This window comes from Cupriavidus sp. 10L43_2 (genome assembly GCF_056395265.1).
Genome location: NZ_JBFTJE010000008.1, coordinates 87,560 through 113,545, shown reverse-complemented (window position 1 = coordinate 113,545; position 25,986 = coordinate 87,560). Strand labels below are relative to the sequence as shown.

General features: G+C 67.9%; 29 protein-coding genes. 16 read left to right on the top strand and 13 right to left on the bottom strand.

Annotated elements, in window-relative coordinates; genetic code table 11:
• Positions 1–26: 26 nt before the first annotated feature.
• Positions 27–1,511 (top strand): DUF1254 domain-containing protein, encoded by a 1,485-nt coding sequence (locus AC1DEL_RS13915; RefSeq protein WP_477125344.1) that lies wholly within the window; start codon positions 27–29, stop codon positions 1,509–1,511.
• 41 nt (positions 1,512–1,552) lie between these two features.
• Here the strand turns inward: AC1DEL_RS13915 and AC1DEL_RS13910 are convergent, their stop codons facing one another.
• The 6 genes from AC1DEL_RS13910 to gcvA form a co-directional block, all read right to left on the bottom strand.
• Positions 1,553–2,518 (bottom strand): Bug family tripartite tricarboxylate transporter substrate binding protein, encoded by a 966-nt coding sequence (locus AC1DEL_RS13910; protein WP_441592623.1) that lies wholly within the window; start codon positions 2,516–2,518, stop codon positions 1,553–1,555.
• Positions 2,519–2,650: 132 nt separating this feature from the next.
• On the bottom strand, positions 2,651–4,147 hold the full coding sequence (locus tag AC1DEL_RS13905) for an FAD-dependent oxidoreductase (RefSeq protein ID WP_477125345.1): 1,497 nt from the start codon (positions 4,145–4,147) through the stop codon (positions 2,651–2,653).
• Positions 4,144–4,452 (bottom strand): (2Fe-2S)-binding protein, encoded by a 309-nt coding sequence (locus AC1DEL_RS13900; RefSeq protein WP_218158036.1) that lies wholly within the window; start codon positions 4,450–4,452, stop codon positions 4,144–4,146. The genes AC1DEL_RS13905 and AC1DEL_RS13900 overlap by 4 nt, the downstream gene beginning before the upstream one ends.
• A complete protein-coding gene (locus tag AC1DEL_RS13895) occupies positions 4,436–5,578 on the bottom strand; it encodes an NAD(P)/FAD-dependent oxidoreductase (RefSeq protein WP_477125346.1) in 1,143 nt (380 codons plus the stop codon). The genes AC1DEL_RS13900 and AC1DEL_RS13895 overlap by 17 nt, the downstream gene beginning before the upstream one ends.
• A 176-nt stretch (positions 5,579–5,754) precedes the next feature.
• Complete coding sequence (locus AC1DEL_RS13890; protein ID WP_477125347.1) at positions 5,755–6,678, bottom strand: LysR substrate-binding domain-containing protein; 924 nt, start codon at positions 6,676–6,678, stop codon at positions 5,755–5,757.
• Between the two features lie 79 nt (positions 6,679–6,757).
• Entirely contained in the window at positions 6,758–7,642 is an 885-nt protein-coding gene (gene gcvA, locus AC1DEL_RS13885) for a transcriptional regulator GcvA (RefSeq protein WP_441592621.1), read from the bottom strand.
• A gap of 98 nt (positions 7,643–7,740) precedes the next feature.
• Here gcvA and AC1DEL_RS13880 point away from each other — a divergent pair, with 98 nt between their 5' ends.
• The 3 genes from AC1DEL_RS13880 to AC1DEL_RS13870 are packed head-to-tail and all read left to right on the top strand — an operon-like array spanning position 7,741 to position 10,779.
• The gene (locus AC1DEL_RS13880; RefSeq protein ID WP_092295739.1) at positions 7,741–8,583 is read left to right on the top strand and encodes a DMT family transporter; all 843 of its coding nucleotides are present in this window, start codon (positions 7,741–7,743) and stop codon (positions 8,581–8,583) included.
• A 48-nt stretch (positions 8,584–8,631) separates the two neighbouring features.
• Positions 8,632–9,393, top strand: coding sequence for an SDR family oxidoreductase (locus AC1DEL_RS13875; RefSeq protein ID WP_092296212.1), 762 nt, complete (start codon positions 8,632–8,634; stop codon positions 9,391–9,393).
• A 54-nt stretch (positions 9,394–9,447) separates the two neighbouring features.
• Positions 9,448–10,779, top strand: a complete 1,332-nt coding sequence (locus tag AC1DEL_RS13870; RefSeq protein WP_477125348.1) for an aminotransferase-like domain-containing protein — start codon at positions 9,448–9,450, stop codon at positions 10,777–10,779.
• 3 nt (positions 10,780–10,782) lie between these two features.
• Here AC1DEL_RS13870 and AC1DEL_RS13865 read toward each other — a convergent pair whose 3' ends face one another.
• Both AC1DEL_RS13865 and AC1DEL_RS13860 read right to left on the bottom strand, forming a co-directional pair.
• Positions 10,783–11,541, bottom strand: coding sequence for a sulfite exporter TauE/SafE family protein (locus AC1DEL_RS13865; protein WP_477125349.1), 759 nt, complete (start codon positions 11,539–11,541; stop codon positions 10,783–10,785).
• 112 nt (positions 11,542–11,653) lie between these two features.
• Complete coding sequence (locus AC1DEL_RS13860) at positions 11,654–12,580, bottom strand: LysR family transcriptional regulator (RefSeq protein ID WP_092295730.1); 927 nt, start codon at positions 12,578–12,580, stop codon at positions 11,654–11,656.
• A gap of 91 nt (positions 12,581–12,671) precedes the next feature.
• Between AC1DEL_RS13860 and AC1DEL_RS13855 the strand changes: the two genes are divergently transcribed.
• Genes AC1DEL_RS13855 through AC1DEL_RS13845 form a run of 3 tightly spaced genes read left to right on the top strand, consistent with a single transcriptional unit; the run spans position 12,672 to position 15,371 of the window.
• Positions 12,672–13,652 carry a Bug family tripartite tricarboxylate transporter substrate binding protein gene (locus AC1DEL_RS13855; protein WP_092295727.1) on the top strand — a complete coding sequence of 327 codons (981 nt, stop codon included), beginning with the start codon at positions 12,672–12,674 and terminating at the stop codon, positions 13,650–13,652.
• Between the two features lie 5 nt (positions 13,653–13,657).
• Positions 13,658–14,629: a hydroxyacid dehydrogenase gene (locus AC1DEL_RS13850; protein ID WP_477125350.1), complete on the top strand. Its 972-nt coding sequence runs from the start codon at positions 13,658–13,660 to the stop codon at positions 14,627–14,629.
• A 40-nt stretch (positions 14,630–14,669) separates the two neighbouring features.
• Entirely contained in the window at positions 14,670–15,371 is a 702-nt protein-coding gene (locus AC1DEL_RS13845) for an RraA family protein (RefSeq protein ID WP_255370865.1), read from the top strand.
• A 19-nt stretch (positions 15,372–15,390) separates the two neighbouring features.
• Here AC1DEL_RS13845 and AC1DEL_RS13840 read toward each other — a convergent pair whose 3' ends face one another.
• The gene (locus AC1DEL_RS13840) at positions 15,391–15,858 is read right to left on the bottom strand and encodes a cupin domain-containing protein (protein ID WP_092295717.1); all 468 of its coding nucleotides are present in this window, start codon (positions 15,856–15,858) and stop codon (positions 15,391–15,393) included.
• A gap of 162 nt (positions 15,859–16,020) precedes the next feature.
• On the opposite strand from AC1DEL_RS13840, the gene ydfG reads away from it, so the two are divergent.
• Entirely contained in the window at positions 16,021–16,770 is a 750-nt protein-coding gene (ydfG, locus tag AC1DEL_RS13835) for a bifunctional NADP-dependent 3-hydroxy acid dehydrogenase/3-hydroxypropionate dehydrogenase YdfG (RefSeq protein WP_092295714.1), read from the top strand.
• Between the two features lie 9 nt (positions 16,771–16,779).
• Here the strand turns inward: ydfG and AC1DEL_RS13830 are convergent, their stop codons facing one another.
• Together AC1DEL_RS13830 and AC1DEL_RS13825 are read right to left on the bottom strand one after the other, a co-directional pair.
• Positions 16,780–17,148: a cupredoxin domain-containing protein gene (locus AC1DEL_RS13830; protein WP_477125351.1), complete on the bottom strand. Its 369-nt coding sequence runs from the start codon at positions 17,146–17,148 to the stop codon at positions 16,780–16,782.
• Positions 17,149–17,152: 4 nt separating this feature from the next.
• Entirely contained in the window at positions 17,153–18,040 is an 888-nt protein-coding gene (locus AC1DEL_RS13825) for a metallophosphoesterase family protein (RefSeq protein WP_441644472.1), read from the bottom strand.
• 232 nt (positions 18,041–18,272) lie between these two features.
• On the opposite strand from AC1DEL_RS13825, the gene AC1DEL_RS13820 reads away from it, so the two are divergent.
• Positions 18,273–18,896 carry an RNA polymerase sigma factor gene (locus tag AC1DEL_RS13820; protein WP_441592615.1) on the top strand — a complete coding sequence of 208 codons (624 nt, stop codon included), beginning with the start codon at positions 18,273–18,275 and terminating at the stop codon, positions 18,894–18,896.
• Positions 18,883–19,695: an anti-sigma factor family protein gene (locus AC1DEL_RS13815; protein WP_441592614.1), complete on the top strand. Its 813-nt coding sequence runs from the start codon at positions 18,883–18,885 to the stop codon at positions 19,693–19,695. Before AC1DEL_RS13820 ends, AC1DEL_RS13815 begins: the two co-directional genes overlap by 14 nt.
• Positions 19,696–19,720: 25 nt before the next feature.
• On the opposite strand, the gene AC1DEL_RS13810 is transcribed toward AC1DEL_RS13815, so the two are convergent.
• Positions 19,721–20,167, bottom strand: a complete 447-nt coding sequence (locus tag AC1DEL_RS13810; RefSeq protein WP_092295699.1) for an Ohr family peroxiredoxin — start codon at positions 20,165–20,167, stop codon at positions 19,721–19,723.
• A 229-nt stretch (positions 20,168–20,396) separates the two neighbouring features.
• On the opposite strand from AC1DEL_RS13810, the gene AC1DEL_RS13805 reads away from it, so the two are divergent.
• Both AC1DEL_RS13805 and AC1DEL_RS13800 read left to right on the top strand, forming a co-directional pair.
• The gene (locus tag AC1DEL_RS13805) at positions 20,397–20,858 is read left to right on the top strand and encodes a MarR family winged helix-turn-helix transcriptional regulator (protein ID WP_092295696.1); all 462 of its coding nucleotides are present in this window, start codon (positions 20,397–20,399) and stop codon (positions 20,856–20,858) included.
• A gap of 90 nt (positions 20,859–20,948) precedes the next feature.
• Positions 20,949–21,536 carry a PAS domain S-box protein gene (locus tag AC1DEL_RS13800; RefSeq protein WP_177219940.1) on the top strand — a complete coding sequence of 196 codons (588 nt, stop codon included), beginning with the start codon at positions 20,949–20,951 and terminating at the stop codon, positions 21,534–21,536.
• Positions 21,537–21,556: 20 nt separating this feature from the next.
• On the opposite strand, the gene AC1DEL_RS13795 is transcribed toward AC1DEL_RS13800, so the two are convergent.
• A complete protein-coding gene (locus AC1DEL_RS13795) occupies positions 21,557–22,381 on the bottom strand; it encodes an IclR family transcriptional regulator (RefSeq protein WP_092295693.1) in 825 nt (274 codons plus the stop codon).
• A gap of 178 nt (positions 22,382–22,559) precedes the next feature.
• Between AC1DEL_RS13795 and AC1DEL_RS13790 the strand changes: the two genes are divergently transcribed.
• From AC1DEL_RS13790 to AC1DEL_RS13775, 4 genes are read left to right on the top strand one after another with little or no spacing between them, the layout of a single operon-like run.
• Positions 22,560–23,567 (top strand): TRAP transporter substrate-binding protein, encoded by a 1,008-nt coding sequence (locus AC1DEL_RS13790; protein WP_477125352.1) that lies wholly within the window; start codon positions 22,560–22,562, stop codon positions 23,565–23,567.
• A gap of 42 nt (positions 23,568–23,609) precedes the next feature.
• Positions 23,610–24,053, top strand: a complete 444-nt coding sequence (locus tag AC1DEL_RS13785) for a type II 3-dehydroquinate dehydratase (RefSeq protein ID WP_092295687.1) — start codon at positions 23,610–23,612, stop codon at positions 24,051–24,053.
• Positions 24,054–24,068: 15 nt separating this feature from the next.
• Positions 24,069–24,653 carry a TRAP transporter small permease gene (locus tag AC1DEL_RS13780; RefSeq protein WP_454757569.1) on the top strand — a complete coding sequence of 195 codons (585 nt, stop codon included), beginning with the start codon at positions 24,069–24,071 and terminating at the stop codon, positions 24,651–24,653.
• Complete coding sequence (locus tag AC1DEL_RS13775; protein WP_477125353.1) at positions 24,650–25,930, top strand: TRAP transporter large permease subunit; 1,281 nt, start codon at positions 24,650–24,652, stop codon at positions 25,928–25,930. The genes AC1DEL_RS13780 and AC1DEL_RS13775 overlap by 4 nt, the downstream gene beginning before the upstream one ends.
• Positions 25,931–25,986 lie beyond the last annotated feature (56 nt).

Genomic DNA, 25,986 nt, shown 5'->3' with positions numbered 1-25,986 from the left:
GGCACAACGCACGACCTTTCACCGACATGAGTAACCCATCGATGATCCGCATGCCATCCGCTGCGCTGTCCCCCTTGCTCGTTGCCGTGGCGCTGGCGTCTGCCGCTGCGACGCCCACCATGGCCCTTGCCGCGCAAGACGTGCCCGGAGCGGTGGCCGGGCCCGTGGCGGGGATGAAGATGACCGATGCCTACCTGCAGATGGCGGCGCGCGACATCTACTTCTGGGCGTGGCCGATGACCAATGTCTACAACCGCCGGCTGGCGTTCAAGGACCTGCCTCAACCCGGGCTGATGGGCGGGACGGTGCCGATCGCACCGTCCAACCGGCTGTCGATGCTGACCGACTACATCGCGCCGGACGAGCGCATGGTGGCGTGCCCCAACCAGGATGTGGTCTATGGCTTCAGCGTGCTGGCGCTGGACCAGAGCCCGGTGGTGGTGCAGGTGCCCGACTTCGGCAAGCGCTTCTGGGTTTATCAGGTGGTGGATCTGGGTACCGACAGCTTTGCCGAGCTTGGCAAGATGTACGGCACCAAACCGGGCTTCTACCTGCTGGTGGGGCCCGACTGGAAGGGCAGCGTGCCGAAGGGCATCACCAAGGTGTTTCGCGCCAGGAGCAACACCGGCGTGGTGATCCCGCGCGTGTTCCAGGATGACACCGCCGCTGACAAGCAGGCCGTGCAGGCATCGCTGGCAGGCGTGAACCTGTACCCGTTGGCCGAATACACGGGCAAGATGCAGACGCGGGACTGGGCCAAGCTGCCGCATTTCCCCAATCAGAATGCGGGGGACGCCGAGACCAAATGGGTGGTGCCGGAGACATTCTGGGCGACGCTGCCGCTGGTGCTCAAAGACGCCAGGCCGCTGCCGGGCGAGGAGACGAAGTACGCCCGGGCGCTGATGCTGGCAGACGCTGCGGCAAAGGATCCGCGCGTCAAGGACATGCTGGTCAAGGCCGCCGCGCAGGCAGACAGCGAGATCGTCGATCCGCTCTTCCAGTTCCGCAACTACGGCCTGCAACTGCCCGACCACTGGAGCACCATCAGCAACGGCGCAGCTTTTGGCACGGATTACTTTGCACGCACGGCGGCGGCGAAATCCAACATCTTCGTCAATCGGCAGAAAGAGACCAAGTACTTCTATCAGGATCTGGATGCGAGCGGCGCCCGCCTGAACGGCCGAGGCGAGTACACGGTGACCTTTGCCAAGGGGGCGCAGCCCCCGGTGCAGGGATTCTGGTCGCTGACGCTCTACAACCAGCACCACTTCTTTGCCGAGAACAAGCTCAAGCGCTATTCCATCGGCACGAAGAACAAGGCCCTCAAGTACGGTGCCGACGGATCGCTCACGCTCTACATCCAGGCCGACTCGCCCGGCGCTGACAAGGAGAGCAACTGGCTGCCTGCGCCGAAGGACGAGGACTTCTCGCTGTACGTGCGCGCCTATTGGCCCGAAGCGGTTGCGCTGAACGGCAAGTGGACGCCGCCGCCTGCGGTAAGGGCGAACTAGCGCTGACGCGACGCTCGCCCTGCTTGAAGTATCGCGTGGGGTCAGTCCAGCTTGATGCCGACGGTCTTCACGACCTTGTCCCACTTCTGGGCGTCGCGGTTCACCAGTTGCGTGAACTCGACTGGGCCCAGCGCGCTCGGCTCCATGCCCTGTTTGGCGATCGAATCGCGGATCGACGGTTGCGCCACCACGGCGGCAATCTCCTGCGCGAGGCGGTTCACCGTCGGCATCGGCGTGCCGCCCGTCGTGAAAACGCCGTACCACGACACGACTTCGTACCCGGGTACGCCGGACTCGGCGATGGTCGGCACGTTCGGCATGGTTTCCACGCGCTTGGTGCTCGTCACGGCGAGGATGCGGACCTTGCCGGAATCGGCGCCGGCCTTGGCCGACGGCAGGCTCGCAAACGTCATCTGGGCCTGGCCCGCCATCACGTCCTGCATCGCCGGCGCATCGCCGCGATACGGAATGTGCGTGATGGAGACGCCAGCCATGCTCTTGAACAGTTCGGCCGACAGGTGCGAAATCGTGCCATTGCCCGGCGACGTCACATTGAGCTTGCCCGGATTGGCCTTGGCGTAGGCGAGCAGCTCCTGCACGTTCTTGACCGGCAGGTCATTGTTCACGACCAGCGCGTTGGCGGACTTGGCCACCAGCGACACCGGCTGCACGCCCTTGATGGGATCGTACGGCAGCTTGCTGTAGATGGACGGTGCGATGGCCTGGCCGCCGACGGAGCCCAGCAGCAGCACCGAGCCATCCGGCTTGGCACGCGCCATCTCGGCGGTGGCGATGGTGCTGCCGCCGCCCGGCTTGTTCTCCACCACGATGGTGACCTTGGTGTTCAGCTGAAACTGCGTGGCGACCGTGCGGGCGATGACATCGTTGCCACCGCCGGGCGCGAAGCCGACCAACATCCGCATCGGGCCCGGTGGCAAGTCCTGGGCCATGCCTTGGGCTGCGGCCAGCGCGAGGGCGAGAGCGGGGACGATCTTGGAAAACGCCATGATTGATTCTCGATAAGGGGGTTGAGGATTGCTCTCAGGATGTCGTCGCTGTGCTGGTTCGACTGGCGGGACGCGGGATGCCATGCATGACCCGGTCCGCGCTTCTGTTTTCATGTTGCTGCCTACTGCGCTTTACTTCTTGAAGCGGACCACGGCGTCCCGCGACGCCCGGGTCTGCGGCAGCGAGGCGATCTCGCCGAGCGTCACCGGCTTGGTGGGAAACCGCAGCCGGTAATAGCCCACATCACGCGGATGGCGCTGTTGTTCGTCGGCGATCAGTTCGGTCACGGTCAGCCCGCAGAGTCGTCCCTGGCACGGCCCCATGCCGCAGCGCAGGAACGCCTTCAACTGGTTCGGACCCTGACAGCCGATGCGTGCCGCGTGGCGCACCTGTTCGGCGGTGGCTTCCTCGCAGCGGCAGACGATGGTGTCGCCCACGGGGCGGCGGAACTGCGGCAGCGGGCGATAGAGCACCTCGAAGAATTCGCGGCCTCGCGTGGCGCGTGCCAGCGCGGCGTGATGCGGTGCCGCCTTGCCGTCGCGCGTGGCGATGTCGATGCGACCCAGCGCGGCAGCGGCATGCACGGCGGCGATGCGGCCCCGATGCTCGGCGGCCACGGCGCCCGCGATGCCCGCGCCATCCCCGGCAATGCTCACGTGCGGCATCGACGTTGCGCCCCATGCATCCACCTGCGGCTCCCAGCAGTCCTGGCGCTCGTTCCAGACATGCTCGGCGCCAATGGCGCGCGACAGGTTGGTATTCGGCACCACGCCCTGATGCAGCAGCAGCTGGTCGATCGCCATGCTGTGGCGCTGGCCCGCCGCCTGATAGCGCAGTTCGGCGACCTGACCGCCGGCGCCGGCGATGGCCTCGAGCGCCGTGACGCCGCTCACGATCGGCACGGCCTTGCGGACCGCGCGCAGCAGCTTCAGCCCCTTGGCCAGATAGGGCGAGCGAAGGAAACCCCAGGCGTGCGGCAGCGCCTTGCGCCATTGGCCGCTATCGGTCGTCTCGAGAATCGCCTCGAGCTTCACGCCGGCATTCAGGTATTGATAGGCGAGCAGGTAGAGCAGGGGGCCGCCGCCCGCCAGCACCGTGCGCCCTTCGGGCACCACGCCCGAGGTCTTCAGCAGGATCTGCGCGGCACCGGCCGTGATCACGCCCGGCAAGGTCCAGCCCGGAATCGGGAAGGGCCGCTCCTGCGCGCCGGTGGCCAGGATGAGATGGCGGCAGTGCAGCAGCGCGGCCTGCGGATCCTGACCGGGCCGGGCCACCGAATAGGCGACCTCGAAGCCGGCGGGTTGGCCATCGCCCTCCGTACCCGGCTGCGGCTCGCGCGCATTGATCGACCAGACAGTTGCCGCCGACAGATGGCGCGCACCGCTGTTGGCAAACGGCTCCAGCAGGCTCTGGCCGTGCCAGTAGTCTTCGCCCAGGATCGCGCGATTCTGTACCGGCGTGCTGCTGATGGCGCGATAGATCTGTCCGCCGGGTGCCGGCTGTTCGTCGATCAGCACCGTCGACAGGCCCAGCGCGGCAGCCTCGGTGGCCCCGGCCAGCCCGGCAGGGCCGGCGCCGACCACGAGCAGGTCGCACGCAGTGATGTCGATCTCGATGTCGAGGCTCATGCCGCCACCTCGCGTGCGCCGTGCTGGCGTTCCACGGTCATGCCATCGTGCACGCGCGCCATGCAGGCCTGCTGGTTGGGCCGGCCGTCGATGCGGACCAGGCAGTCGTAGCAGATGCCCATCATGCAATAGGGGCCGCGTGCGGCGCCGGACACGGCCGTGTCGCGGCAGGCCAGCACGCCGGCGGCGAACAGGGCCGCGGCCACGCTGTCGCCTTCCCGGCATTCCAGCGCGGTGCCATCCACGGTGACCCGTACTTTGCGATCCGTCGCTTGCAGGACGGCCGCGTCAATGCGTCTGAACATGGAATCTCCGGGTCGAAAAAGTGGCCAGCTCGGGTGGCAGCTCGCCTGCGGCGATCATGGGGGCGAGGTTCATGGCGTGCGTGGCGGCCAGCGTCACGCCGCTATGGCAGGTGACGATGAACGCGCCCGGATGCGTCGCCGATTGTTCGTAGACCGGGAAGCCGTCCTTGGCGCGCACGCGCAGGGCGGACCAGGCGCGCACCGCGCGCACGTCGCGCAGGGCGGGCAGGGTGCGCACGGCACGGTCGGCCAGCGTGGCCAGTACCGGCAGCGTGGTGACCTGTTCGGCGTAGCCCGCCTCTTCCTGGGAGTCGCCGACCAACCAGCTACCCTCGTCGTTCTGGCGCAGCGTGACCATGGGCGTGTCCAGCAGGCGGCGCGTGCGTTCGAGCACCAGGATCTGGCCGCGCTGCGGGGCCATCGGCAGGTCGATGCCCACCATGCGGCCCAGGTCGCCGTTGCGCAGGCCGCCGGCCAGCACGATCTTGCGCGCCCGCACGGTGCCGTTCGGCGTGGTCAGCACGAAGTCGCCACCGGGCTGCTGCACGATGTCCGTGACGCCGTGGTGCGGCAGGTAATTGACTCCGCTGGTGCTGAACGCGGTATGGAACGCGCGCAGCAGCTTGAGCGGATTGACGATGCCATCGTGCGGCGTCCAGATCGCCCCGGTGACATCGGGGCCCAGTCCGGGCACGAGCGAAGCGGCCTGATGGTGATCCAGCAGCTTCCATTCATAGGGCTCCACACCGGGCTGCGCCATCAGCGTGTTGACCCACGCCAGCCGCGCCTCGACCTCGTAGTCGCCCATCAGCGGCGTCAGACCGCCTTTCTGCTCCAGGGCCACGTCGATGCCAGTTTCCTGCAGCAGGCCGGCGGCCAGTTTCGGCCACAGCCGCGTGGAGTTCAGCGTCCAGCGGCTGTAGGCGCCCATGCCGTAGCCCTTGCTCTGCAGCCAGACCAGGCCGAAATTGCCGCGCGAGGCGCGCAGGGCGATATCGCCTTCGTCGAGCACGGCGATTGTGCCCACGCTGCTGCGCAGGCCGTAGGCCACGGCCGAGCCGACCAGGCCGCCGCCAATCACGGTGACGTCGAACACGGGGAGTCGGGAGGTGGAGGCTGCGGTCATCTGCAGCACCTTCCGTGGGGGGATTGCGGGCCTTGGGCCCTGCTAGAAATCATGTCAGGTACTCGCAAGCTTCATGAAACCACCAGCCGAAGAAGCCCAAAAAAGCCCAATGGGCAGCGGTGTGTCAGTCCGAGCGAGTATGCGGAGCGCGCGCCGCGCGCGCAAATACGAGTCTGTCAGGCGTCTATACGAAAACCTGATAGCCCCGGGGGCAGGGATGCCATTTCGGCAGCGATGAGTTCCATCAGCCGCTCGATAAAGCGGTCCGCCAGCACGTTGGCAGGCCGGTTCCGGGCCAGAAGGAGGTAGCTGACGAACGGTATGCGCGGCCGGAATGGCCGGACCACCACCTCGGCGGCGTGCATGCGGGCCACCAGCGGGTTCACGATGCCCACGCCCAGCCCGAGTCCGACCATCTTGCAGATGGTGGCCCCGTAGGGGGTTTCGAAGTGCATCACACGCCGGTCGTCGTCGGCGAACGCGGCGTCCACGGCGGCGCGCAGGCCATCGCCGTGACTCATCGAGATAAAGGACACGCCGGCCAGGTCGGCAGGCGTGATGACGTCCAGACTGGCCAGACGATGGCCGGGCGGCAGCACGCAACAGCCCGCGAGTTCGGCCACGGGCTGGGCATCGGTGACGGCGGCGGGGGGCAGGAACGACACCAGCCCGAGGTCGCAGTAGCGGCTGCCGACGCTGTCGGCCACCAACTGCGTGCTGCCCGTTTCCATGGCGACGTTGACGCCGGGATAGTCGGCATGGAACCGCTGGAGCACCAGCGGGAGCACGGTCATGGCGAGCGAGGGCACTGCGGCGATGCGCAGCCGGCCCTTGCCGAACTGGCGGATGTTGCGGGCGGCGTCCTTCAGCGTGTCGAGGCCCACGAAGGCGCGTTCCACCTCGCGCAGGAACGCCAGGCCCTCCTCGGTGGGAATCAGGCGGCCGGCGTTGCGCGTGAACAGCGTCAGTCCGGTGGACGATTCGAGTTGCGCGATCAGCCGGCTCACGTTCGGTTGCGACGTGTACAGCTCGGTGGCCGCCGCGGTCATCGAACCGGAGCGCATCACGGCCTGGAACGCACTGATTTCCTTGAACTTCATGCCGGGGTCTTGGGAAGGCGGGGACTAGCGGGCGATGGTATACCAGATCCGTATGGGTCCGTAGCACATCGCCGCAGAATCACATCCCCTCCCGTTCCAGCCATGACTGGAACAGCCCGACCAGTTCATCGCCCCGTTTCTCGTCCGGCACGTAGGCGCAATAGCTGCGCGACGGCAGGCGCGGGCCGGCGAATGGGGCGACCAGCCGCCCGGCGGCGAGGTCGTCGGAGACCAGCGACGTCGGCCCCATGGCGATGCCGATGCCGTCGATGGCTGCCTGCAGGGTCAGGAAGAAGTGATCGAAGGTCAACGTGGCGGCCGGGCTCAGCCCGGGGATCTGCGCGCTCGCCAGCCAGTCCGGCCAAAGGCGCGGCAGGCTCGAGGTATGCAGCAGGGTGTGGTGGCGCAAGTCGCCCGGCACCCCGAGCGGCTGGCGCTGCAACAGCGCCGGGCTACAAACCGGCAGCCGCTCCTCGGTCAGGAATGGCCGCATCGCGTAGCCGTAGAACGTGTCCGGACCCCCTCGGATGATCAGGTCGTGGTCGTCCTTCAGGCTTTCCAGTGGCCCGTTCGAGGTCTCCACCTTGATCTCCACATCGGGATGCTCGGCGCGGAATTTGGCCAGTCTCGGCACCAGCCAGCGCAGGGTGAAGGTCGCGGGCGCGTTGACGGACAGGGTCCGGGAGACCGGGCCGGGCACCCCGTAGCGCGCGGTAGCCTGCGCGAGCTGTTCGAACAAGGGGCCGATTTCCGCCAGATAGGCTTTCGCCGCCGGCGTCAGCGTCACGCGGCGGTTATGCCGCTCGAACAGCGCGGCGCCGAGCCATTCCTCGAGCAGGCGCACCTGCTGGCTCACCGCCCCGTGCGTGACGTGCAGCGCAGCGGCGGCTTCCTTGAAGCTGCCCAGCCGGCCTGCGGCCTCGAAGGCCCGCAAGGCATTGAGCGGCGGCAATACCCGTTTCATGACAATAGATTTTCTAACGCGATGTGGCAATTTATCTGGTTTGTCGTGCCGCTTCAAGATAGATATTCTTGGGCATTTCCTGCTCCCCTCCCACCCCAATGCTCAGCTATACCGGCGGTATCGTGCTCCTCGCCGCCATGCTCCACGCGAGCTGGAACGCCATGCTGCACGGCAACCGCGACCGGTTCCTGTCGATGACGTGGATGAGCATCGCCATCGCGGCCGTCGCCACGCTCGTCGTCCTGCGCAACCCCTTGCCGGCCAGCGCCGCCTGGCCGTACATCGTCGCGTCGGGGCTCGTGCATATCGTCTACAACGTGAGTCTGGTGCGGTCCTATCGCCGCAACGACCTGGCGCTGGCCTACCCCATCGCGCGGGGCTCCTCGCCGCTGCTGGTCACGCTTGGCGCGGCGCTCTTCGCCGACGAGGCGATCGGCCCCTTGCGGGCGCTCGGCATCGCCATGGTCTCGGGCGGCATCATCGTGATCGCGCTGCAGGGGCACCGCGCGTCCCGCGCGGGTGCCTTGGCCGCGCTGACCACCGGGGCGATGATTGCGCTCTACACCGTGATCGACGGCATCGGCGTCAGGTTGTCCGGCGGGCAGGCGCTCAGCTACACCGCGTGGATGTTCCTGTTCTACTGGCTGATGCCGATCCTGTTCGTCGCGGTGCGGGGGCTGGCGCCGCTGTGGGCGCCGGTACGGTCCGAGCCGCTGGCGGTCGGTTCGTCGCTGGTCGGCGGGCTGGTGTCGATTGCCGCCTATGGCATCGTGATCTGGGCGCTGCAATCAGGCGCGATGGGCGCGGTCTCGGCGTTGCGCGAGACCAGCGTGGTGTTCGCGGTCCTGATTGGGCGGGTCTTCCTGCGGGAGTCGGTCAGCGGCACGCGCTGGCTCGCCTGCATCGTCGTCGCAGCCGGCGCGGTTTGCCTGGGGCTTTGACAGCCCCTCATAATTGTTAATCCACTATCACATCGAGATGCGCAGATGATGAACACCGTTCCGCAGGCACCGCTGATTTTGATCACGGGGGGCAGCCGTGGCGTGGGCGCGGCCACCGCGCGCCTGGCCGCCGCACAGGGCTACGACGTGGCGATCAGCTACGTCGCCAACGAATCCGCCGCGCTGGCCGTGGTGGCCGATGTGGAAGCGCTGGGCCGCCGGGCCTTGGCCGTGCGCGCCGACAGCGCGGACCCCGAGCAGGTTGCCCAGCTATTCGCCACCATCGACCGGACGTTCGGCCGGATCGACGTGCTGGTGAACAACGCCGCCATCCTCGCGCGGCAGTCCCGGCTGGAGGATCTCGATTTCGCGCGGATGCAGCGCATCTTCGCCGTCAACGCCATCGGCCCCATGCTCTGCGCCCAGCAGGCGGCCCGGCGCATGTCCCATCGTCACAACGGGCGGGGCGGCGTGATCATCAATATCTCGTCGGGCGCGGCCCGGCTCGGCAGTCCGAACGAATATGTCGACTACGCGGCGTCGAAGGGCGCCCTGGAGACCTTCACCACCGGCTTCGCCAAGGAAGTCGCGCGGGAGGGCATTCGCGTCAACTGCATCCGCCCCGGGCACATCTACACCGACATGCACGCCAGCGGCGGCGAGCCGGGACGGGTGGATCGCGTCAAGGACTCGATCCCGATGGGCCGGGGCGGCCAGCCGGAAGAGGTCGCCCGCGCGATCCTGTGGCTGGCCAGCGCCGACGCGTCCTACAGCACCGGCACCTTCCTCGATGTCACCGGCGGGCGGTGAGTCACAGGGGGGATAATCGGGACATTCCGATGATTGTCATGGACACGCGCTGTCATGCCCCAGCCCCGCTACAAGCAACTGGTCGACCGGCTTGCCGACGATATCCGCGCGGGCCGGCTGCGTCCCGGCACGCGGCTGCCCACGCACCGCGACCTCGCGGCGCGTGAAGGGCTGGCGCTGGTCACGGCCACGCGCGTCTACGCCGAACTGCAATCGATGGGGCTGGTAAGCGGGGAGGCCGGTCGCGGCACCTTCGTCAAGGAGGCGTTGCCGCGCGGGCAGGGCGTGGATCTGCTTGCCTGGATCGCCGATACGGTCGACCTGAGCTTCAACAATCCGGCGTTGCCGGGCCAGGCAGATCTGCTGCGGGCAGCGCTGCGCCAGCTGGCCGCCGCCGGAGACCTTGAGGCGCTGCTGCGCTACCAGCCCCACGGCGGCCGCGAGCACGAGCGCGCGACCGTGGCGCTCCATCTGGGCCGGCGCGGCGTGCCGGCCACCCCGGAAACCGTCTTGCTCACGAGCGGCGCGCAACACGCGCTGACGCTCACCGCCATGGCCTTGCTGGAGCCCGGCGACGTGGTGGCCGTGGATGCCCTGACCTACCCGGGCTTCAAGCTCGCCGCCGAAACTGGCCGGCTGGAACTCGTCCCGATTCCCGTCACCGCTCACGGGCCCGACCTCGACGCCCTGGAGGCGCTCTGCCGCCGCCGGCGCGTGCGTGCCGTGTACGCCATGCCGACGCTGCACAATCCGCTCGGCTGGGTGATGAGTGCCACGCGACGCCGCGAACTGGTCGCCATCGCCCGGCGGCATGGGCTGATGCTGATCGAGGATGCGGCCTACGCCTTCCTCGTCGAAGGGGCCCCCGCGCCGCTGGCCGCGCTGGCGCCGGAAGCTACCGTCTATGTGTCGAGTTTGTCGAAGAGTGTCGCCACCGGGCTGCGCATCGGTTTCGTCAGTGCGCCGCGCGAATGGGTGCCCCAGCTCGAACGGGCCATCCGCGCCACCACCTGGAATACGCCAGCCACCCTGACGGCCATCGCCTGCGGCTGGATCGAAGACGGCACCGTGGCCCGGCTCGAAGCCGACAAACGCCGGGATGCCGCGCTGCGCCAGCGCCTGGCCACGGAAGTGCTCGGCGGACTGGAGCGGGTCAGCCATCCCGCGTCGTACTTTGTCTGGGTGCCGCTGCCCCCCGAAGTGCGCGCGGATGCCATCGCGATGGCGCTGATGCAGGCGGGCATCGCCGTATCGACGGCCCATCCGTTCGCCACGTCAGCGCAGGTGCCCCACGCCATCCGGCTCGCGCTCGGCTCCGTCAGCCTGCCAACGCTCAGGCAGGCGCTGGAAACCGTGGCGCGCGTGGTGGCCGACCAGTCCTGGTGAGCGTCAGAGCAGGTAGCCGGACGCGCCATCCCACAGCAGCTTCATCGCGGTCACCACCAGCAACCCATAGCAGGCCCGGTACATCTGGCGCTGGTCCAGCCGGGCATGCAGGCGCCAGCCGAGCCAGACGCCGGCAGGTATCGCCAGCAGGCAGATCGCCATCAAGGTCCAGACGGCGCCCACCGGCCTGGCCAGGAACAGCCACGGCGCCGCCTTCATGATGTTGCCGACCGTGAAGAACATGCTGGTCGTGCCGGCATAGACCTGCTTGCTCAGGCCGAGCGGCAACAGGTACATCGCCAGCGGCGGCCCGCCGGAGTGCGCGACCATGGTGGTGATGCCCGAGGTCACGCCAGCGGCCACGGCCTTGCGCGAGGAGCGCGGCTGCACCACGACATCGCCGCCACGCAGGAACCATATGCCCACGAAGGCCAGCGTGATGACGGCCATCACGATGGCGATCGCACGGTGATCCAGCACCCGGAACAGCCCGTAGCCGACCCCAATGCCGACCACCAGCCCCGGTACCAGCAGCCGGAGGTCAGGTTTCGACCACGTGGAGGGCTTCCAGTAGCGCAGGCCGAACAGGTCCATCGCGATAAACAGCGGGGCGAGCAGTCCGCCCGCCGTCACCGGGTCCATCACCAGCGACAGCAGCGGAATGCCGACGATGGCAAAGCCGCCCCCGAAGGCCCCCTTCATGAAGCAGATCAGGAAAACCCCGGCGAAGGTGACGAGGATGGTGGTGGTGTTCAGTTCCATGGTGATGCGCGTCCTTGCGATGCCACCCGACGCCCGGAGCCGGGCTGGGAGGATGAGGCATCGTAGTCCGCTGCATCAGGACAATCAAATAATTGTCATGGATACAATTTGCTTACGGCTTGGCCGCATCCCCCGGCGCGGCGCGGAACAGTGCCTCGCCGCGCTCCTGCAGCAGCGCCATCAGCCGTAGCGCGGCGGGCGACAGGTAGCCTTGCCGCCGGTACGTCACGCCCAGGCTGCGACGCAGCGTGGCTTCCTTCAGCGGCACTTCGCGCAGGGTGTGCCTGTGCTCGTGCAGCGTATGCCGGGAGAGGAAGCTCAGGAGTTCGGTCTTGGCGATCAGCCGGGGCAGCAGCGGGATGGAATTCGCGTCGATCTGGGTGGCGGGCCGGGGCAGGTCGTGCGACTGGAAGGCCGCGTCCAGCCATTGCCGGCTCGGTATCGACGCGGCGGGCAAGACCCAGCGCCAGGCCAGCAGGGATTTGAGCGTCACGCGCGGTAGCTGGAACACCGGATGCGTCCGGCTGGCGGCCACCACCACCACGTCTTCGACGATCGCATGACTGACGAGCGCGTCGTCATGCTCCGGCATCAATCCGATCAGCAGGTCGAGCGTGCCTTCCTTCAGGCGCTCGCGTAGTACCAGGCTGGGCGCCACCGTGATGTCGATGGTGGTTGCCGGCGCCTCCTCCAGCAGCAGGCTGCAAATCTCGGGCAAGACATGCTCGGCGGCGATCGGGCCGCTGCCGATCCGCACGTGCCCGGCGTTGCCCTTCGCAAAATCGCCCACTTCCCGCAGCGCCTCGTCCGTCGCGCCCCGCAGCATGCGGGCCCGCGCCAGCAGGACCTCGCCCACGGGCGTCAGCCGGATGCCGCGCCCCTTGCGCTCGAACAGTTCACTGCCGAACGCCGCCTCCAGGCGCTGCACCGCCTTGGTCAGGGCCGGCTGGGTGCGGCCCAGCTTTTCGGCTGCCTGTCCAATGTGACCGAGTTCGGCCACGACCTCGAAGTACCGCAGGTCCCTGAGCTGGATGTCCATCGATAACTCCGGGGAATGAAAACATGAACATTATCAAATAGACGGAATGTTTCTGCACGGCAAGAATGCGCCCATAACGAAAGGAGACACGATGCTGAACCTTCGCCTTCTGGCCGCCGCCGCCGTGCTGGCTATCTGCAGCGGTGCCGCGAGCGCCGCCGACACCTGGCCCGCCAAGCCGATCCGGCTCGTGGTGCCGTTTCCGCCCGGCGGCGGCACGGATGCGGTCGCGCGGTTGATCGCCGAGAAGATGGCCACCCAGGCCCACTGGACCGTGGTGATCGAGAACCGGCCCGGCGCGGGCGGCAATGTCGGCATGGACGCGGTGGCCAAGGCGCCGGCGGACGGCTACACGATCGGCCTCGGCCAGACCGCGAATCTGGCGATCAACCCGGCGCTGTACCCGAAGATGCCGTTCGATCCCCTGAAAGACTTCGCGCCGATCTCCACGGTGGCGTCGCAGCCAGTGGTGCTGCTCGTCAACGCCAGCTCGCCCTTCAAGACCCTGAAGGACGTCGTGGCCGCCGCCAAGGCCAAGCCCGAGGCGCTGCGGATGGGCACGCCCGGCAATGGCACCGTGTCCCACCTTGCCGGCGAACTGCTGGAGCGGCAGGCGGGCTTCCGCATGCTCAACGTGCCGTACAAGGGCGCCAGCCCGGCCATGATGGATCTGCTCGGCAATCAGGTGGAGTTCAACTTCGCCAATACCGCCGCCGCGATGCCCCAACTGACGAACCAGAAGGTCCGCGCGCTGGCCGTGAGTTCCGCCCAGCGCCTGCGCAACGTGCCGCAACTGGCCGGCGTGCCGACCGTGGCGGAGTCCGGCTACCCCGGCTTCGACGCCATCACCTGGACCGGCCTCGTAGCGCCGGCCGGCACGCCACCGGCCGTGGTGGACCGCATCAACGCGGAAGTGCGCAAGGCGCTCAAGACCCAGGAGGTGCAGGACAAGCTCGCCGCCGAGGGCAGTACGCCGATGGGCAGCACGCCCCAGCAGTTTGGCGACTACCTGCGCGCCGAGCACCAGAAGTGGGGCGCGTTGATCCGCGAAGCCAATATCAAGCTCGATTGAAACCCATGCACACCATTCTCGTCACCGCTCCCAAGCTCGCCCCCGCCGGGGTGGACCTGCTGACCCGCGCCGGCGCGCGCGTGCTGTACCTGTCCGCGTCCGGCGATGCCGGGGAAGTGGAGCGCATCATGGCCGCCGAGCCCGTCGATGCCGTCATCTCACGCACGGTGACGCTGTCCGCGCAGGCCATCGCCGCCTGCCCCACGCTCAAGGTCATCTCGAAGCATGGCGTGGGGGTCAGCAGTATCGATGTGGAAGCGGCCACCGCGCGCGGCATTCCGGTCTACGTCACGCCCGGCGCCAACGCCCAGTCGGTCGCCGAGATGACGCTGGGCCTGATGTTCGCGGCGGCCCGGCGCATCGGCTGGATGGATGCCGAACTGCACAGCGGGCGCTGGTCGCGCGCGCAGGACGGCGTGGAGCTGCTCGGCAAGGCCATCGGGCTGGTCGGGTTCGGCCAGGTCGGCCAGCGCGTGGCGAAGGTCTGCCTGGCGCTGGGCATGCAGGTGGTGGCCTTCGACCCGGCGCTGGCCGGCCGTCAAAGTCCCGTCGATGGGGTGGCGTTGCTCCCGTCGATGGCCGACCTGCTGCCGCAGGCGCACGTGCTGAGCCTCCACGTCCCGCTTAACCGCCACACGCGCAACATGCTGGACGACGCCGCGTTCGACCAACTGCCGAAGGGCGCTATCCTGATCAATACGGCGCGCGGCGAAGTGGTGGATGAAACCGCGCTGGTGGCCGCGCTGCAGGACGGCCGCCTGTTTGCGGCCGGGCTCGACACCATGGCGGTCGAACCCTTGCCCGCCGGGAGCCCGCTGGCCGAGCTGAAGAACGTCGTGCTGACGCCGCATGTCGGCGGATCGACGCCGGCGGCACTGGCCGCGATGGCGAGCGCCGCCGCACAGAACGTGCTCGGCTGGCTGGATGGCAGCCCGGTGGACCGTGCCGCGTGCGTCAATCCCCAGGTCCTTGCCTGATCCCCTTTCTACCTTCCTGTTCCTGGAGTCTCCCGTGAGCCTGTCCGAATCCCCAGCACCCGTGCAGTGGCCTGCCGGCTACCGCATCAACCCCCGTGCGGATGGCCCGTCCGCCAGCATCGTTGCTGCGTTCCGCGAGATGCCCGTCGCCGCCATCGGCGACGCCATGAGCCGCAACATCGGCACGCTTGGCCTGCGCCAATACCATCGCCGGCTGGAGACTGTGCTGTGCGGCCCGGCGGTGACGGTGCGCGTGCGCCCCGGCGACAACCTGATGATCCACAAGGCGCTGATGATGGTGCAGCCCGGCGATGTGCTGGTCATCGACGGCGGCGGCGATGTCACCCAGGCCCTGGTCGGCGGCCTGATGCGCACCACGTGCGTCACGAAGCAGCTCGGGGGGCTGGTTATCGACGGTGCCGTCCGGGACTTGTGCGAGTGGGCCGAAGACGGCATGCCGATCTTCGCCCGGGGCCACACCCACCGGGGGCCCAGCAAGGATGGTCCGGGCGAGATCAACGTGCCGGTGTCCTGCGCCGGGCTGGCCGTGCTGCCGGGTGACCTGATCGTCGGCGATGCGGACGGCGTGATTGCCGTGCCGGCCGCCGAGGCTGCCCAGGTGCTCGAACGCTGCCGCGCCCATCTGGCCAAGGAAGCGAAGATCCGCGCGGAGAACGCGTCCGGCACCTCGGACCCCGAGCGCTTCGACGCGGCGCTGCGGGCCAAGGGGCTGCCGGTCTAGGTCGACCAGCCGCTGGGGATCAGGGCAGCAGGTGCGTATCCCCGGCGGCCTGCGGCGGCAGCTTGATGGCCAGCGCCTTGAATTCCCCGCTGGTGGCGATCGATCCCGCGTGCGCGGTGCCCTTCGGAATCACGATCAGGTCGCCCGGGCCGATCTCGCGCTGCTCGTTGCCCAGCCAGAGCGTGCCCTTGCCGGCGATGATGTACTGGATCTCGTCGGCGCTGGTGTGATAGTGCTTCGGCACATTGCCGGCCTGCACGGCCAGGGTCCCGTGTGGCGTGGCCACCAGTCCCTTCGTGCGCAGCGTGCCCATGTTGGGGACTTGCGGCCCGATGTCGTCCGGGGTCATCGCCGCCAGGTTGATGATCTGCGGCGCCAGCGCGGCGGGCGGGGTTTGCGCGTGGGCCGGCGGCAGCGCCGTCGGGGCGGCAAGGTAGCCGCAGCCGAAGGCGGCGGTGATGGCGGCAAGCGTGGCAAGGCGGTGCATGTTGTTCTCCCTGGGGTGGTACTGCAATCGAGGCATCGCCACGACGCCAGCTCGGCGACACGGCTGGATTGTCGCACCGCGCCCCGCGCCCAGCAGTGGGGGAAACCCGCGGGGATCCGGTGTAGTATCGGTGCCCGAACCCGTCCCAGTTTGGAGAGCAAGATGATCGTTTTCGTTACCGGCGCCACCTCAGGATTCGGCGCCGCCATTGCCCGACGCTTCGCCACGGCGGGCCATCGCGTGATTGCCGCCGGACGCCGCGCGGACCGCCTGGCCGAGCTGGCCGACGCGCTGGGCCGCGACAAGGTGCTGCCGTTGATCCTCGATGTCCGCGACCGCGAAGCCGTGGCCGCCGCCGTGGCCGCGCTGCCGCCCGAGTTCGCCGAGATCGACCTGCTGGTCAACAACGCCGGCCTGGCACTGGGCCTGGAGCCGGCGCAGAAGGCTGACCTGGACAACTGGGACACGATGGTCGACACCAACGTGAAGGGCCTGATGTATATGACGCGCGCCGTGCTGCCCGGCATGGTGTCGCGCAACCGTGGCCACGTGATCAACATCGGCTCCACGGCCGGCGCCTACGCCTATCCGGGCGGCAACGCCTACGGCGCGACCAAGGCCTTCGTGCGCCAGTTCTCGCTGAACCTGCGCGCCGACCTGCAAGGCACCCGCGTGCGCGTGACCGACGTGGCGCCGGGTCTGGTGGGCGGCACCGAGTTCTCGTCGGTGCGATTCAGCGGCGATCAGGCTCGCGTGGAGAAGGTCTACGAAGGCGCGGACGCCCTGACGCCGGACGACATCGCCGAAACCGTCTTCTGGGCCGCCACGCTGCCCGCGCGCGTCAACATCAACTTCGTGGAAGTGATGCCGGTCACCCAGTCGTTCGGGCCGCTGGCGATTCACCGGGAGTAAGCGCTCCCCCTACGTCACCTCGATCGTCCCTCCCATGTCCTCGTGCCCGGTGCCGCAGAAGATGTCGCACAGGAAGCGGTAGGTGCCGGGTTTGCCGGCGGTCAGGGTGACCTGCACCGTGCGGCCGGGCGGCAGGTCGGCGCGGACGTGGAAGTCCGGGGCGCCGAAGCCCATCATGATGTCTTCGGCCGTCAGCGCCAGGATCACGGTCTCGCCGGCCTTGAGGGCGATCCGGTCGGGCAGGAAGACGAAGCGGCGCGCCCGGACCGGAATCACACGCGGGGGCGCCGCGTCCCCGCGCGCGATCATCCCCGCCAGCGCGCCGGCCAGCATCCATCCCAATACCGTGCGGCGGCCGCTTGCCGGGGGGGTGGTCATCGCCTCAGGCATCGCGCTGTACCGGTTGCTCGGTCAGGCCGAACGCATCCGGCGCGCGCGTGGCCTTGACCGTGCGCCAGCCGAGCCCGCGATAGGGCTGGGCCGGATCCCACGCCACCGGCGCGCGCTTGGGCTGCGAGCCGGCCGGCGGCAGCGGAAACATCAGCGAGCGCGCCGCGTGATGGGCGATATGCCCGGTCATGTGGTGGTGTTCCTGATGGATATGCCCGTAGAACACGGTGACGTGCCGGTACGGCATGAGCTGGGCCACCACGGCCTCGCCGTCGCGCGTGGCCCAGTCCCACTGCGGATAGAGATCGAACAGGGGCCGATGCGTGAAGACCACGATGCGTGCCTCGCGCGACTGCTTGCGCAGGTCGTCCGCCAGCCACGCGCGCTGGGTCTCGCCGACCTGGCCGGCCGGGTCCGACACGTTGTCCAGCACGATGAAGTGCACCCCCTTGTGATCGAACGTGTAGTGCGTGGGACCGAACAGCTCGCGATAGGCGGCCCCGGCGTCGAGGCTCGCGTCGTGCTCGCCCGGCATCAGCCACACCTTGCCCGCGCGCAGCGGCGCGATCAGGTCGCGGAACTCCCGCATGCGGCGACGGCGCTCGTTCGGGTCGTCGGTGGTGTGGGTCAGGTCGCCGGTGAACATGATGAAGTCGGGTGGCGTTGGCAGCGCATTGACGGCCGCCACCGCCTTGGGCAGCGTCCCGCGCGCGTCGGGATTCGGCGCCCCTTCGAACCCCCAATGCGCGTCCGATAGCTGCACGAACACGAATTCCTCGTCCCGCCCCGCCGCCCAGCCCGGCAGCGCCGATGCAAAGACGGCGCCCCCGGCTGCGCCTGCCAGGCGCAGGATGTCCCGCCGCCGCCATGTTCCGTCCATGATTGCCTCCGTCGGTGTCGCGGGCATGGCCATCGCACGCCCCCACCCCTGTCATACCGGCGGGGGCCGCCAAATATTCCCGGCGCCGGCGCGCGGGAATAGAATCGGTGCAGCGCCGGTATACAGGAGACCGCCTTGCGCCATCCACCCGCTTCGTCTGATTCGCTCGATTCGCTCGACTGCCCCGATGTGACTGGATTGCCCGACCGCTCCGTCCGGACCGAGGACTGACGTGGACGCCCCTGCCACGCGCCGCCGCTTCGACGCCCTCGTGCTGCCGCACCTGGACGCCGCCTACAACCTCGCCCGGTGGCTGTGCGGCAACACGGGCGATGCGGAGGACGTGGTGCAGGAGGCGTTCCTGCGCGCGTTCCGGCTGTTCGGCAGCTTTCGGGGCGACCAGCCGCGGCCCTGGCTGCTGGCCATCGTCCGCAATACGTGGTTCACGACCTGCGAGAAGCGCCGGGGCGCGGCGGAAACGGACTATGAGGAAGGCGAGATGGACACCGCGCTGCCGGACTGGCATGGCGCCGCCACGGACCCGGAGCAATGGCTGATGCGCGAGGAGGATGTGCGGCTGGTCCATGCGGCGCTGGCGCGGCTGCCGGTGGTCTTCCGCGAAGTCATCGTCCTGCGTGAATTGGAGGAACTGCACTACCGCGATATCGCCCGCATCGCGCAAATACCGGTCGGCACGGTGATGTCCCGACTGGCGCGGGGCCGGCGCATGCTGGCCGCCACCGTCACGGCGCTGCGTGGCGAGGTGCCGGTTGCCGCCGCGCCGGCGGAGCGCCAGGACCTTGCGGACGTGCCACCCGCTCATCCCCCCGGAGATACGAAACATGGATTGCCATGACGCGCAGTTGCTCCTGCAGGCCTGCGCCGACGGGGAAGTCGGCGCGGCTGACAGTGTGCGGCTGGAACGACATCTCGAAGACTGCGACCAGTGCGTGGCCTGCCTGCGCAATCTCCAGGCGCTGCGCGCGGCGACGCGCCACGGCGCGCACTATCACCGCGCGTCCGCCGACTTGCGCGCGCGCATCGTGGCTGCGCTGCCCGGCGACGCGGCCATCGCGCCGGACGCCGACGCGTCGCCCTCGCCCCCCTCGTCGGAAGGCTGGCGCCGCTGGTTCACGTGGTCGCCCGCCATCAACGCGGCCATGGCGGGCGTCACGGTGTTCGCCGTCGGCCTGGGCCTCCAGCAGCACGCCATGCGGCAGTCTCCGGCGGAAGGCATGGCCGACGCCGTGGTGACGAGCCACGTACGCGGTCTGATTTCGAACCACGCCATCGATGTGGCGTCGTCCAATATGCATGTGGTGAAGCCGTGGTTCAACGGCCGTGTCGACTACGCGCCGGAGGTCCGCGACCTGGCGAGCGCCGGGTTCCCGCTGCTGGGCGGCCGGCTCGACTATGTGGATGGCCACCGGGTGGCCGTGCTGGTCTATCGGCGCGATGGGCATCCGATCGACGTGTTCGTGCTGCCAGACGCGCAGCGTGGGCCGGGCGGCAGCGGCGAAGCCGTGCAGCAGGGCTACCAGCTACAGCGCTGGGCGGCAGGCGGCATGCAGTACTGGGCCGTCAGCGATGCCTCCGCGACGACCCTGCGTGCCTTCGTGCAGGCATGGCGCAACGCGGAAGCGGTTGCGCCATGACCCCCCTTATCCCCCTTATCCCCCGTTACGCCGTCGCGACGGTCAGCGTGACGTCGATATTGCCGCGCGTGGCCTTCGAGTACGGGCAGATGGCATCGGCGCGGTGCGCCACGGCTTCGGCCGCCTCTTGCGCCACGCCGGGCAGGTTGACGTGGATGCGGCCCTGCAGGAAGTAGTCCGCGCCAGCCATGCCCAGATCCACCTCGATCTCGACCGACAGATCGGCCGGCACCGCCACCTTCAACTCCTTGGCCGCGAGGCCCAGCGCGGCGATATAACAGGCCGACCATGCGCCCGCGAAGAGCTGTTCGGCCGTCGGGTGGGACTGCACCGCTTCATAGGCATAGGTCGGCGCCGTGTCGTTGCCCGGCGTGGTGAGATGGAGGTCGACGTTGCCGTGATGGCGGGGGCCACCCTTGCTGCCGGTGGTGTGGGTCTTGCCGGTGAACAGTACTTTTTCGATCTTGGTCATGATGTGTGAGGGTCTCGCTGAATCTAGTGTGATTTAACAAATCGCATGCGATGTAATCGCATGCGTTGCATAATGGTTCACGGGACCGGGCAAGTCAAGGCGTTTGTACGGCGCGCGTGAAGAAACCCGGCGGGCGGCGCGGCGGTGGGCCGGGGAAGGCGCTCAGCGCTTACGATTGCGTCGCATACGATGTATTCTTTGCCATCGGCCCATCACGACGAGGAAGCAGATGAAACCCATTGATGAGACAAGCGCCGCGGATACCCCGCTGTCGGACTTCCTGTGCTTCGCGGTCTACTCGACGAACCTTGCCTTCGGCAAGCTTTACCGGCCCGTGCTGGACAAGCTCGGGCTCACCTACACCCAGTACGTCACCCTGGTGGCGCTGTCGGAGGCGGACGGCCAGACCGTCAGCGGCCTCGGCGAAAAGCTTTTCCTGGAGTCGAACACGCTGACACCCATCCTCAAGAAGCTGGAAGCGATGGGCCACGTCGAACGCAAGCGCGACCCGGAGAACGAGCGGCAGGTGCGCGTGAGCCTGACGAAGAGCGGTCGACGCGTGCGGGAGAAGGCGGCCAGCACCGACTTGATGTCGGCATGCGGGCTGACGCCGCCGGCCTTCGCCAAGCTGCAGAAGGAGGTCATCGCGCTGCGCGACAACATCGTGCACGCGGTGAAGGACGAGACGTAGGGCCAGTGCCGCTGGAGTGAACGCCGATCCTCTGGCATGATCGGCCACATTGTCGCGATGGCTTTGTCGCGGCCCCGGGGATCGGTACACATGATTGAACGCTTGGCGGAAGACGCGATCCTGACGCTGGCGGACAGCTTGCCAGACACGGTGTTCCTGGTCGACAAGGCTGGGAAGATCCGCTACGCCAACGCCCGGTGCGCGGATAGCCTGGGCCTGTCCCAGGCCGCCATCATCGGCCAGACCATGATCGAACTGGTAGCGCCGCATGACCGCGACCGGACGCTCCGGGAAGCGGGCACGGTGATGGCCGGGAATCGGCGCACCGGATTCGAGAACCGCTACCAGCACCGCGACGGTAGTGACGTTCACTTCTCATGGTCCGCCCGCTGGCTGGAGACGCATCAACTGCGCTTCGGCGTGGCGCACGACGTCACCGCCTTGCGGCAGCCCACCTGCGACCACCTGATTCCCGCCGCCTTGCTGAATGTATTGGAGCCCTGCGAGCAGCAGGTGCTGATGTTGCTGCTGACGGCAGCTTCCGAGAACCAGATCGCCGGACGGCTGGGCCTGACGGCATCCACCACGCAGGCGCATGTCGCCCGGGTCTTCACCAAGCTTGGCGTGCGCGGGCGCATGGGGCTGATGAGCCTGTGCCTGCGCGGCATGGAGGCTTGAAGGAACGGCGCCCCTGAAGGTCAGGCCGCGGCCGAGTTGTCCTCGTTGTTGCGGCCCTGTAGCGGAAAGCGTGTGCGGAACATCGGCGAGGCCAGGCTGGCCAGCGCGAGTTCGTCGGCGGCGGCCAGCAGGTCGGGGCCCAGCGCGGTCATGCGCGCCTCGGTCAGCCGCACGGCCGGTCCGGCGATGCTCAGCACGCCAATCGGATCGCGCTCCTTGCGCTTGACCGGCGCGGCCATCGCCGTCATGCCGGGCGCGAACACCTCGTTGATCATCGCAAAGCCGCGCGCGCGGTTCTCGTGCAGCATCGTCAGCAGCGCGCCGATGGTGGTCGGCGCGTTCGGACCATATTCCTCAGGCGAGCCGAAGCCCTGCCGCGTGACCAGCTCGATGGCGCGCTCGTCGCTCATCGTCAGCATCCAGGCGTGGCCGGACGCGCTGCAAGACAGCCGGGCGTCCATGCCCATGTCCGGGTCGTAGCGCAAACCATGCCGGGCGCCCTGCGCCTTGGCCACCCACGTCAGGTGCTCGCCATCCACGATGGCCAGCCGCACCAGTTCCCCCGAAATCTGCGCCAGCCGGTCCACCAGCGGCTGGGCGATGTCGACGATACCCGTGGCACTCAGGTAGCTCAGGCCGATGGACGCCACGCGGGCGGTCAGCGCGTAGTCGCCATGGTCGCGGAGCTGGCGCACATAGCCGCAGCGCACCAGTTCGTTCAGCAGGCGATGCGCCGCGCTCTGCGGGATCTCCAGTTCCTGCGCGATGGATGCCAGCGGCACGCCTTCCGGCTGCGTGGCGAGGTGTTCCATCACGGCAAGTGCGCGTTCGAGTACTCCGGCCATATCGATAAAGGTGGTGTTAGGGCGATGAGGGTGGGCTAGATACTAACCCCAAGTGGAAACTGATTCCATGTGGAATAGTATTCCACTCACTGCGGGGGAGCCATCGGGATCGGCCCCAATATTGGTACCGATACTTGGCCACCACCCGCCCAGAAAAAAGACATCGAGGAGACAAGGCATGAGGAAGACCATCCTTCGGCTGGCGCTGGCCGCCGCGCTGGGTACCATCGCCGCCACGGCCATGGCGCAGGACATCCAGGAGCGCACCGTCCGCTTCGGCCATCTGAACAATCCCGACCATCCGGTCAGCTTCGGCGTGAAGAAGTTCGGGGAGCTGCTGGCCGCCAAGAGCGGCGGCAAGCTGAAGGTGAAGGAATTCCCGGCCTCGCAGCTCGGCAACGAGATGCAGCAGCAATCGGCCCTGCAGGGCGGGGTGCAGGAGATGTCGGCCCCGGCGTCCACCTCGCTGGCGGGCATCGTCAAGGAGTTCGGCCTGATCGACCTGCCGTTCTCGGTGGGCAGCTTCGAGCAGGCGGACGCGCTGCTGGACGGCCCGCTCGGCAAGGCGCTGATCGCCCGGCTGCCCGAGAAAGGGCTGGTGGCGCTGGGCTTCTGGGATCTGGGCTTCCGCAACGTCACCAATTCCAAGCGACCGATTGCCCGGCCGGAGGACTTCGAGGGCCTGAAGATCCGCGTGATCCCGAACCCGGTGTTTCTCGACACCTTCAAGGCGTTCAAGGCCAACCCGGTGCCGATGCCGTTCGCCGAGCTGTATGGCGCGCTGGAATCCAAGGCGGTGGATGGCCAGGAGAACCCCTTCGCGGTGATTCTTTCGAACAAGTTCTATGAAGTGCAGAAGTACGTGAGCGCCACCAACCACGTGTACGCCGCCAACATCGTGCTCGTCAGCAAGAAGTTCTGGGACAAGCTCTCGCCGGCCGAGCAGAAGATCATGAACGAGGCCGCCGACGAAGCGCGCGTCTATCAGCGCCAGGTGAGCCGCGCCGCCGCGCAGAAGGCCGTGGGCGAGCTGCGCGCCAAGGGCATCCAGTACAACGATGTGACGCCGGCGGAACGTGCGCGCATGCAGCAGGTGGTCAAGCCGGTCACCGACCATTTCATGGCCAGCTACGACCCGGCCACCGTGAAGCTCTACAACGACGAGATCCGGCGCCTGCGCAAGTAAGCGCGCCGCCCCCGCCATCCCCGACGCCCTCGCCAATACATCATGAAAATCCTCGTTCTGCACGGCCCGAACCTGAACCTGTTCGGCCGCCGGGAGCCGCATATCTACGGCACCACCACGCTCGATCAGATCAACGAACGCCTGGCGGCGCTGGCCGCCGAACTGGGCGTGGAACTGGCCACGATCCAGTCCAACCATGAAGGTGCGCTGATCGATTTCCTGCACGCGCACATCGACGCCGCCCAGGGCGCCCTCATCAACCCCGCCGGCCTGACCCAGCACGGCGTGCCGCTGCACGATGCGATCAAGGCCATGCCGTTTCCGTCGCTGGAAATCCACATGTCGAACATCGCGGCCCGGGAAACCTGGCGCGCGCATTCGATCATCTCGCCGGCAGTGAAGGGCACCATCCAGGGCCTGGGCGTGCATTCCTACCTGGCGGGGCTGCGCGCGCTGGTCGGGCTGGTCTCCGACGCCAAGTCCTAGGCGGCGCGGATCATCATGGGTCGCTTGATCGATGGAATCTGCCGCGTGCTGGAGGCCGGCATCGCGCTGCTGCTCGCGGTGATGGTGGTGCTGGTGTTCGGCAACGTGGTGCTGCGCTACGGCTTCAACTCGGGCATTACGGTGTCGGAGGAGGTGTCGCGCTGGATGTTCATCTGGCTCACCTTCCTGGGGGCGGTCATCGCGCTCAAGGAACGGGGGCACCTGGGGGTGGACATGCTGGTCGGCAAGCTGCCCGCCTGGGGCAAGAAGGTGTGCCTGGTGGTCAGCCAGGTGCTGATGCTCTACATCGTGGTGCTGCTGTGCAAGGGTAGCTGGGACCAGGCAGTCATCAATCTCGACGTGACGGCCCCGGTGACCGGCGCCCCGATGGCGATTGTCTACGCGGCCGGCATCGTGTTTTCGGTGCTCGCGGCCGTCATCATCGCGCTCGATCTCTGGCGCCTGCTGTCCGGCAGGCTCACCGAGGACGAGCTGGTCATGGTGCAGGAATCCGAGGAAGCGGTGCAGATGAAGCAGATTCTCGACCAGGCGGACGCGGCGGACGCCGCGGACCTCGGCAGCACCGGGAGGCGCGCATGACCATCACCGTCTTTATCGGCTCGCTGCTGGGCGCCATGCTGATCGGCATGCCGATTGCCTTCGCGCTGCTGGCCAGCGGCGTGGCCCTGATGTGGCACCTGGACATGTTCGACGCCCAGATCCTGGCGCAGAACGTGATCGGCGGCGCCGACAGCTTCCCGCTGCTGGCGGTGCCGTTCTTCATGCTGGCCGGCGAGATCATGAACGTGGGCGGGCTGTCGCGCCGGATTGTCGATCTGGCGCTGGCGCTGGTCGGCCATATCAAGGGCGGGCTGGGCTACGTCACGATCATGGCCGGCTGCCTGCTCTCGGCACTCTCCGGCTCGGCCGTGGCGGACGCCGCCGCGCTGACCGCGCTGCTGCTGCCGATGATGGTCAGCGCCGGCCACAAGAAGGAAACGGCGGGCGGGCTGATTGCCGCCACGGGCGTCATCGGCCCGGTCATTCCGCCGAGCATCGGGCTGGTGATCTTCGGCGTGGCCGCCAATGTGTCGATCTCGAAGCTGTTCCTCGCCGCCATCGTGCCGGGTTTGCTGATCGGCGTGGCGCTCTGGCTCACCTGGGCCTGGCTGGCACGGCGCGAGCACCTGGAGCCGCCGCCGCGCAAGTCGCGCGCGGAGATCCTGGCGGCGTTCCGCCATGCGCTGTGGGCGCTGATGCTGCCGGTCATCATCCTGGTCGGGCTGCGCATGGGCGTGTTCACGCCCACGGAAGCCGCCGTGGTGGCGGCGGCGTATGCCCTGTTCGTGTCGATGGTGGTCTACCGCGAGCTGGGCTTCGCCCAGTTGCGCCAGATCTTCGTCACGGCGGCCAAGACCAGCGCCGTGGTCATGTTCCTGATCGCGGCGGCCATGGTCAGCGCCTGGCTGATCACCGTGGCGGACCTGCCGTCCAAGGTGGTGGACCTGCTCCAGCCCTTCATGGGCAACAAGATCCTGCTGATGGCGGCGATCATGGTGCTGGTGATGATCGTCGGCACGGCCATGGACATGACGCCGACCATCCTGATCCTGACCCCGGTGCTGATGCCCGTGATCAAGGCGGCCGGCATCGACCCGGTCTACTTCGGCGTGATGTTCATCATCAACAACTCGATCGGACTGGTCACCCCGCCCGTCGGCACGGTGCTGAACGTGGTGGCCGGCGTGGGGCGCATGAAGATGGACGAGGTCACCCGGGGCGTGGTGCCGTTCATGATCGCCGAGTTCGCCATCATGTTTTTGATGGTGGTGTTCCCGGCGCTGGTGACGGTGCCCGCGAAGCTGTTCGGGGGGTGAGGCGGCGGGTGGGCGGGTGGGATCGTTACCGGACAATGCAATAATGATGTATTGCA

What these genes read in the sequence shown, in the direction of transcription:
- AC1DEL_RS13915 (WP_477125344.1), top strand. Translation starts at nt 27, where the DNA reads ATGAGTAACCCATCGATGATCCGCATGCCATCCGCTGCGCTGTCCCCC.
- AC1DEL_RS13910 (WP_441592623.1), bottom strand. Translation starts at nt 2,518, where the DNA reads ATGGCGTTTTCCAAGATCGTCCCCGCTCTCGCCCTCGCGCTGGCCGCA.
- AC1DEL_RS13905 (WP_477125345.1), bottom strand. Translation starts at nt 4,147, where the DNA reads ATGAGCCTCGACATCGAGATCGACATCACTGCGTGCGACCTGCTCGTG.
- AC1DEL_RS13900 (WP_218158036.1), bottom strand. Translation starts at nt 4,452, where the DNA reads ATGTTCAGACGCATTGACGCGGCCGTCCTGCAAGCGACGGATCGCAAA.
- AC1DEL_RS13895 (WP_477125346.1), bottom strand. Translation starts at nt 5,578, where the DNA reads ATGACCGCAGCCTCCACCTCCCGACTCCCCGTGTTCGACGTCACCGTG.
- AC1DEL_RS13890 (WP_477125347.1), bottom strand. Translation starts at nt 6,678, where the DNA reads ATGAAGTTCAAGGAAATCAGTGCGTTCCAGGCCGTGATGCGCTCCGGT.
- gcvA (WP_441592621.1), bottom strand. Translation starts at nt 7,642, where the DNA reads ATGAAACGGGTATTGCCGCCGCTCAATGCCTTGCGGGCCTTCGAGGCC.
- AC1DEL_RS13880 (WP_092295739.1), top strand. Translation starts at nt 7,741, where the DNA reads ATGCTCAGCTATACCGGCGGTATCGTGCTCCTCGCCGCCATGCTCCAC.
- AC1DEL_RS13875 (WP_092296212.1), top strand. Translation starts at nt 8,632, where the DNA reads ATGAACACCGTTCCGCAGGCACCGCTGATTTTGATCACGGGGGGCAGC.
- AC1DEL_RS13870 (WP_477125348.1), top strand. Translation starts at nt 9,448, where the DNA reads ATGCCCCAGCCCCGCTACAAGCAACTGGTCGACCGGCTTGCCGACGAT.
- AC1DEL_RS13865 (WP_477125349.1), bottom strand. Translation starts at nt 11,541, where the DNA reads ATGGAACTGAACACCACCACCATCCTCGTCACCTTCGCCGGGGTTTTC.
- AC1DEL_RS13860 (WP_092295730.1), bottom strand. Translation starts at nt 12,580, where the DNA reads ATGGACATCCAGCTCAGGGACCTGCGGTACTTCGAGGTCGTGGCCGAA.
- AC1DEL_RS13855 (WP_092295727.1), top strand. Translation starts at nt 12,672, where the DNA reads ATGCTGAACCTTCGCCTTCTGGCCGCCGCCGCCGTGCTGGCTATCTGC.
- AC1DEL_RS13850 (WP_477125350.1), top strand. Translation starts at nt 13,658, where the DNA reads ATGCACACCATTCTCGTCACCGCTCCCAAGCTCGCCCCCGCCGGGGTG.
- AC1DEL_RS13840 (WP_092295717.1), bottom strand. Translation starts at nt 15,858, where the DNA reads ATGCACCGCCTTGCCACGCTTGCCGCCATCACCGCCGCCTTCGGCTGC.
- ydfG (WP_092295714.1), top strand. Translation starts at nt 16,021, where the DNA reads ATGATCGTTTTCGTTACCGGCGCCACCTCAGGATTCGGCGCCGCCATT.
- AC1DEL_RS13830 (WP_477125351.1), bottom strand. Translation starts at nt 17,148, where the DNA reads ATGACCACCCCCCCGGCAAGCGGCCGCCGCACGGTATTGGGATGGATG.
- AC1DEL_RS13825 (WP_441644472.1), bottom strand. Translation starts at nt 18,040, where the DNA reads ATGGACGGAACATGGCGGCGGCGGGACATCCTGCGCCTGGCAGGCGCA.
- AC1DEL_RS13815 (WP_441592614.1), top strand. Translation starts at nt 18,883, where the DNA reads ATGGATTGCCATGACGCGCAGTTGCTCCTGCAGGCCTGCGCCGACGGG.
- AC1DEL_RS13810 (WP_092295699.1), bottom strand. Translation starts at nt 20,167, where the DNA reads ATGACCAAGATCGAAAAAGTACTGTTCACCGGCAAGACCCACACCACC.
- AC1DEL_RS13805 (WP_092295696.1), top strand. Translation starts at nt 20,397, where the DNA reads ATGAAACCCATTGATGAGACAAGCGCCGCGGATACCCCGCTGTCGGAC.
- AC1DEL_RS13800 (WP_177219940.1), top strand. Translation starts at nt 20,949, where the DNA reads ATGATTGAACGCTTGGCGGAAGACGCGATCCTGACGCTGGCGGACAGC.
- AC1DEL_RS13795 (WP_092295693.1), bottom strand. Translation starts at nt 22,381, where the DNA reads ATGGCCGGAGTACTCGAACGCGCACTTGCCGTGATGGAACACCTCGCC.
- AC1DEL_RS13790 (WP_477125352.1), top strand. Translation starts at nt 22,560, where the DNA reads ATGAGGAAGACCATCCTTCGGCTGGCGCTGGCCGCCGCGCTGGGTACC.
- AC1DEL_RS13785 (WP_092295687.1), top strand. Translation starts at nt 23,610, where the DNA reads ATGAAAATCCTCGTTCTGCACGGCCCGAACCTGAACCTGTTCGGCCGC.
- AC1DEL_RS13780 (WP_454757569.1), top strand. Translation starts at nt 24,069, where the DNA reads ATGGGTCGCTTGATCGATGGAATCTGCCGCGTGCTGGAGGCCGGCATC.
- AC1DEL_RS13775 (WP_477125353.1), top strand. Translation starts at nt 24,650, where the DNA reads ATGACCATCACCGTCTTTATCGGCTCGCTGCTGGGCGCCATGCTGATC.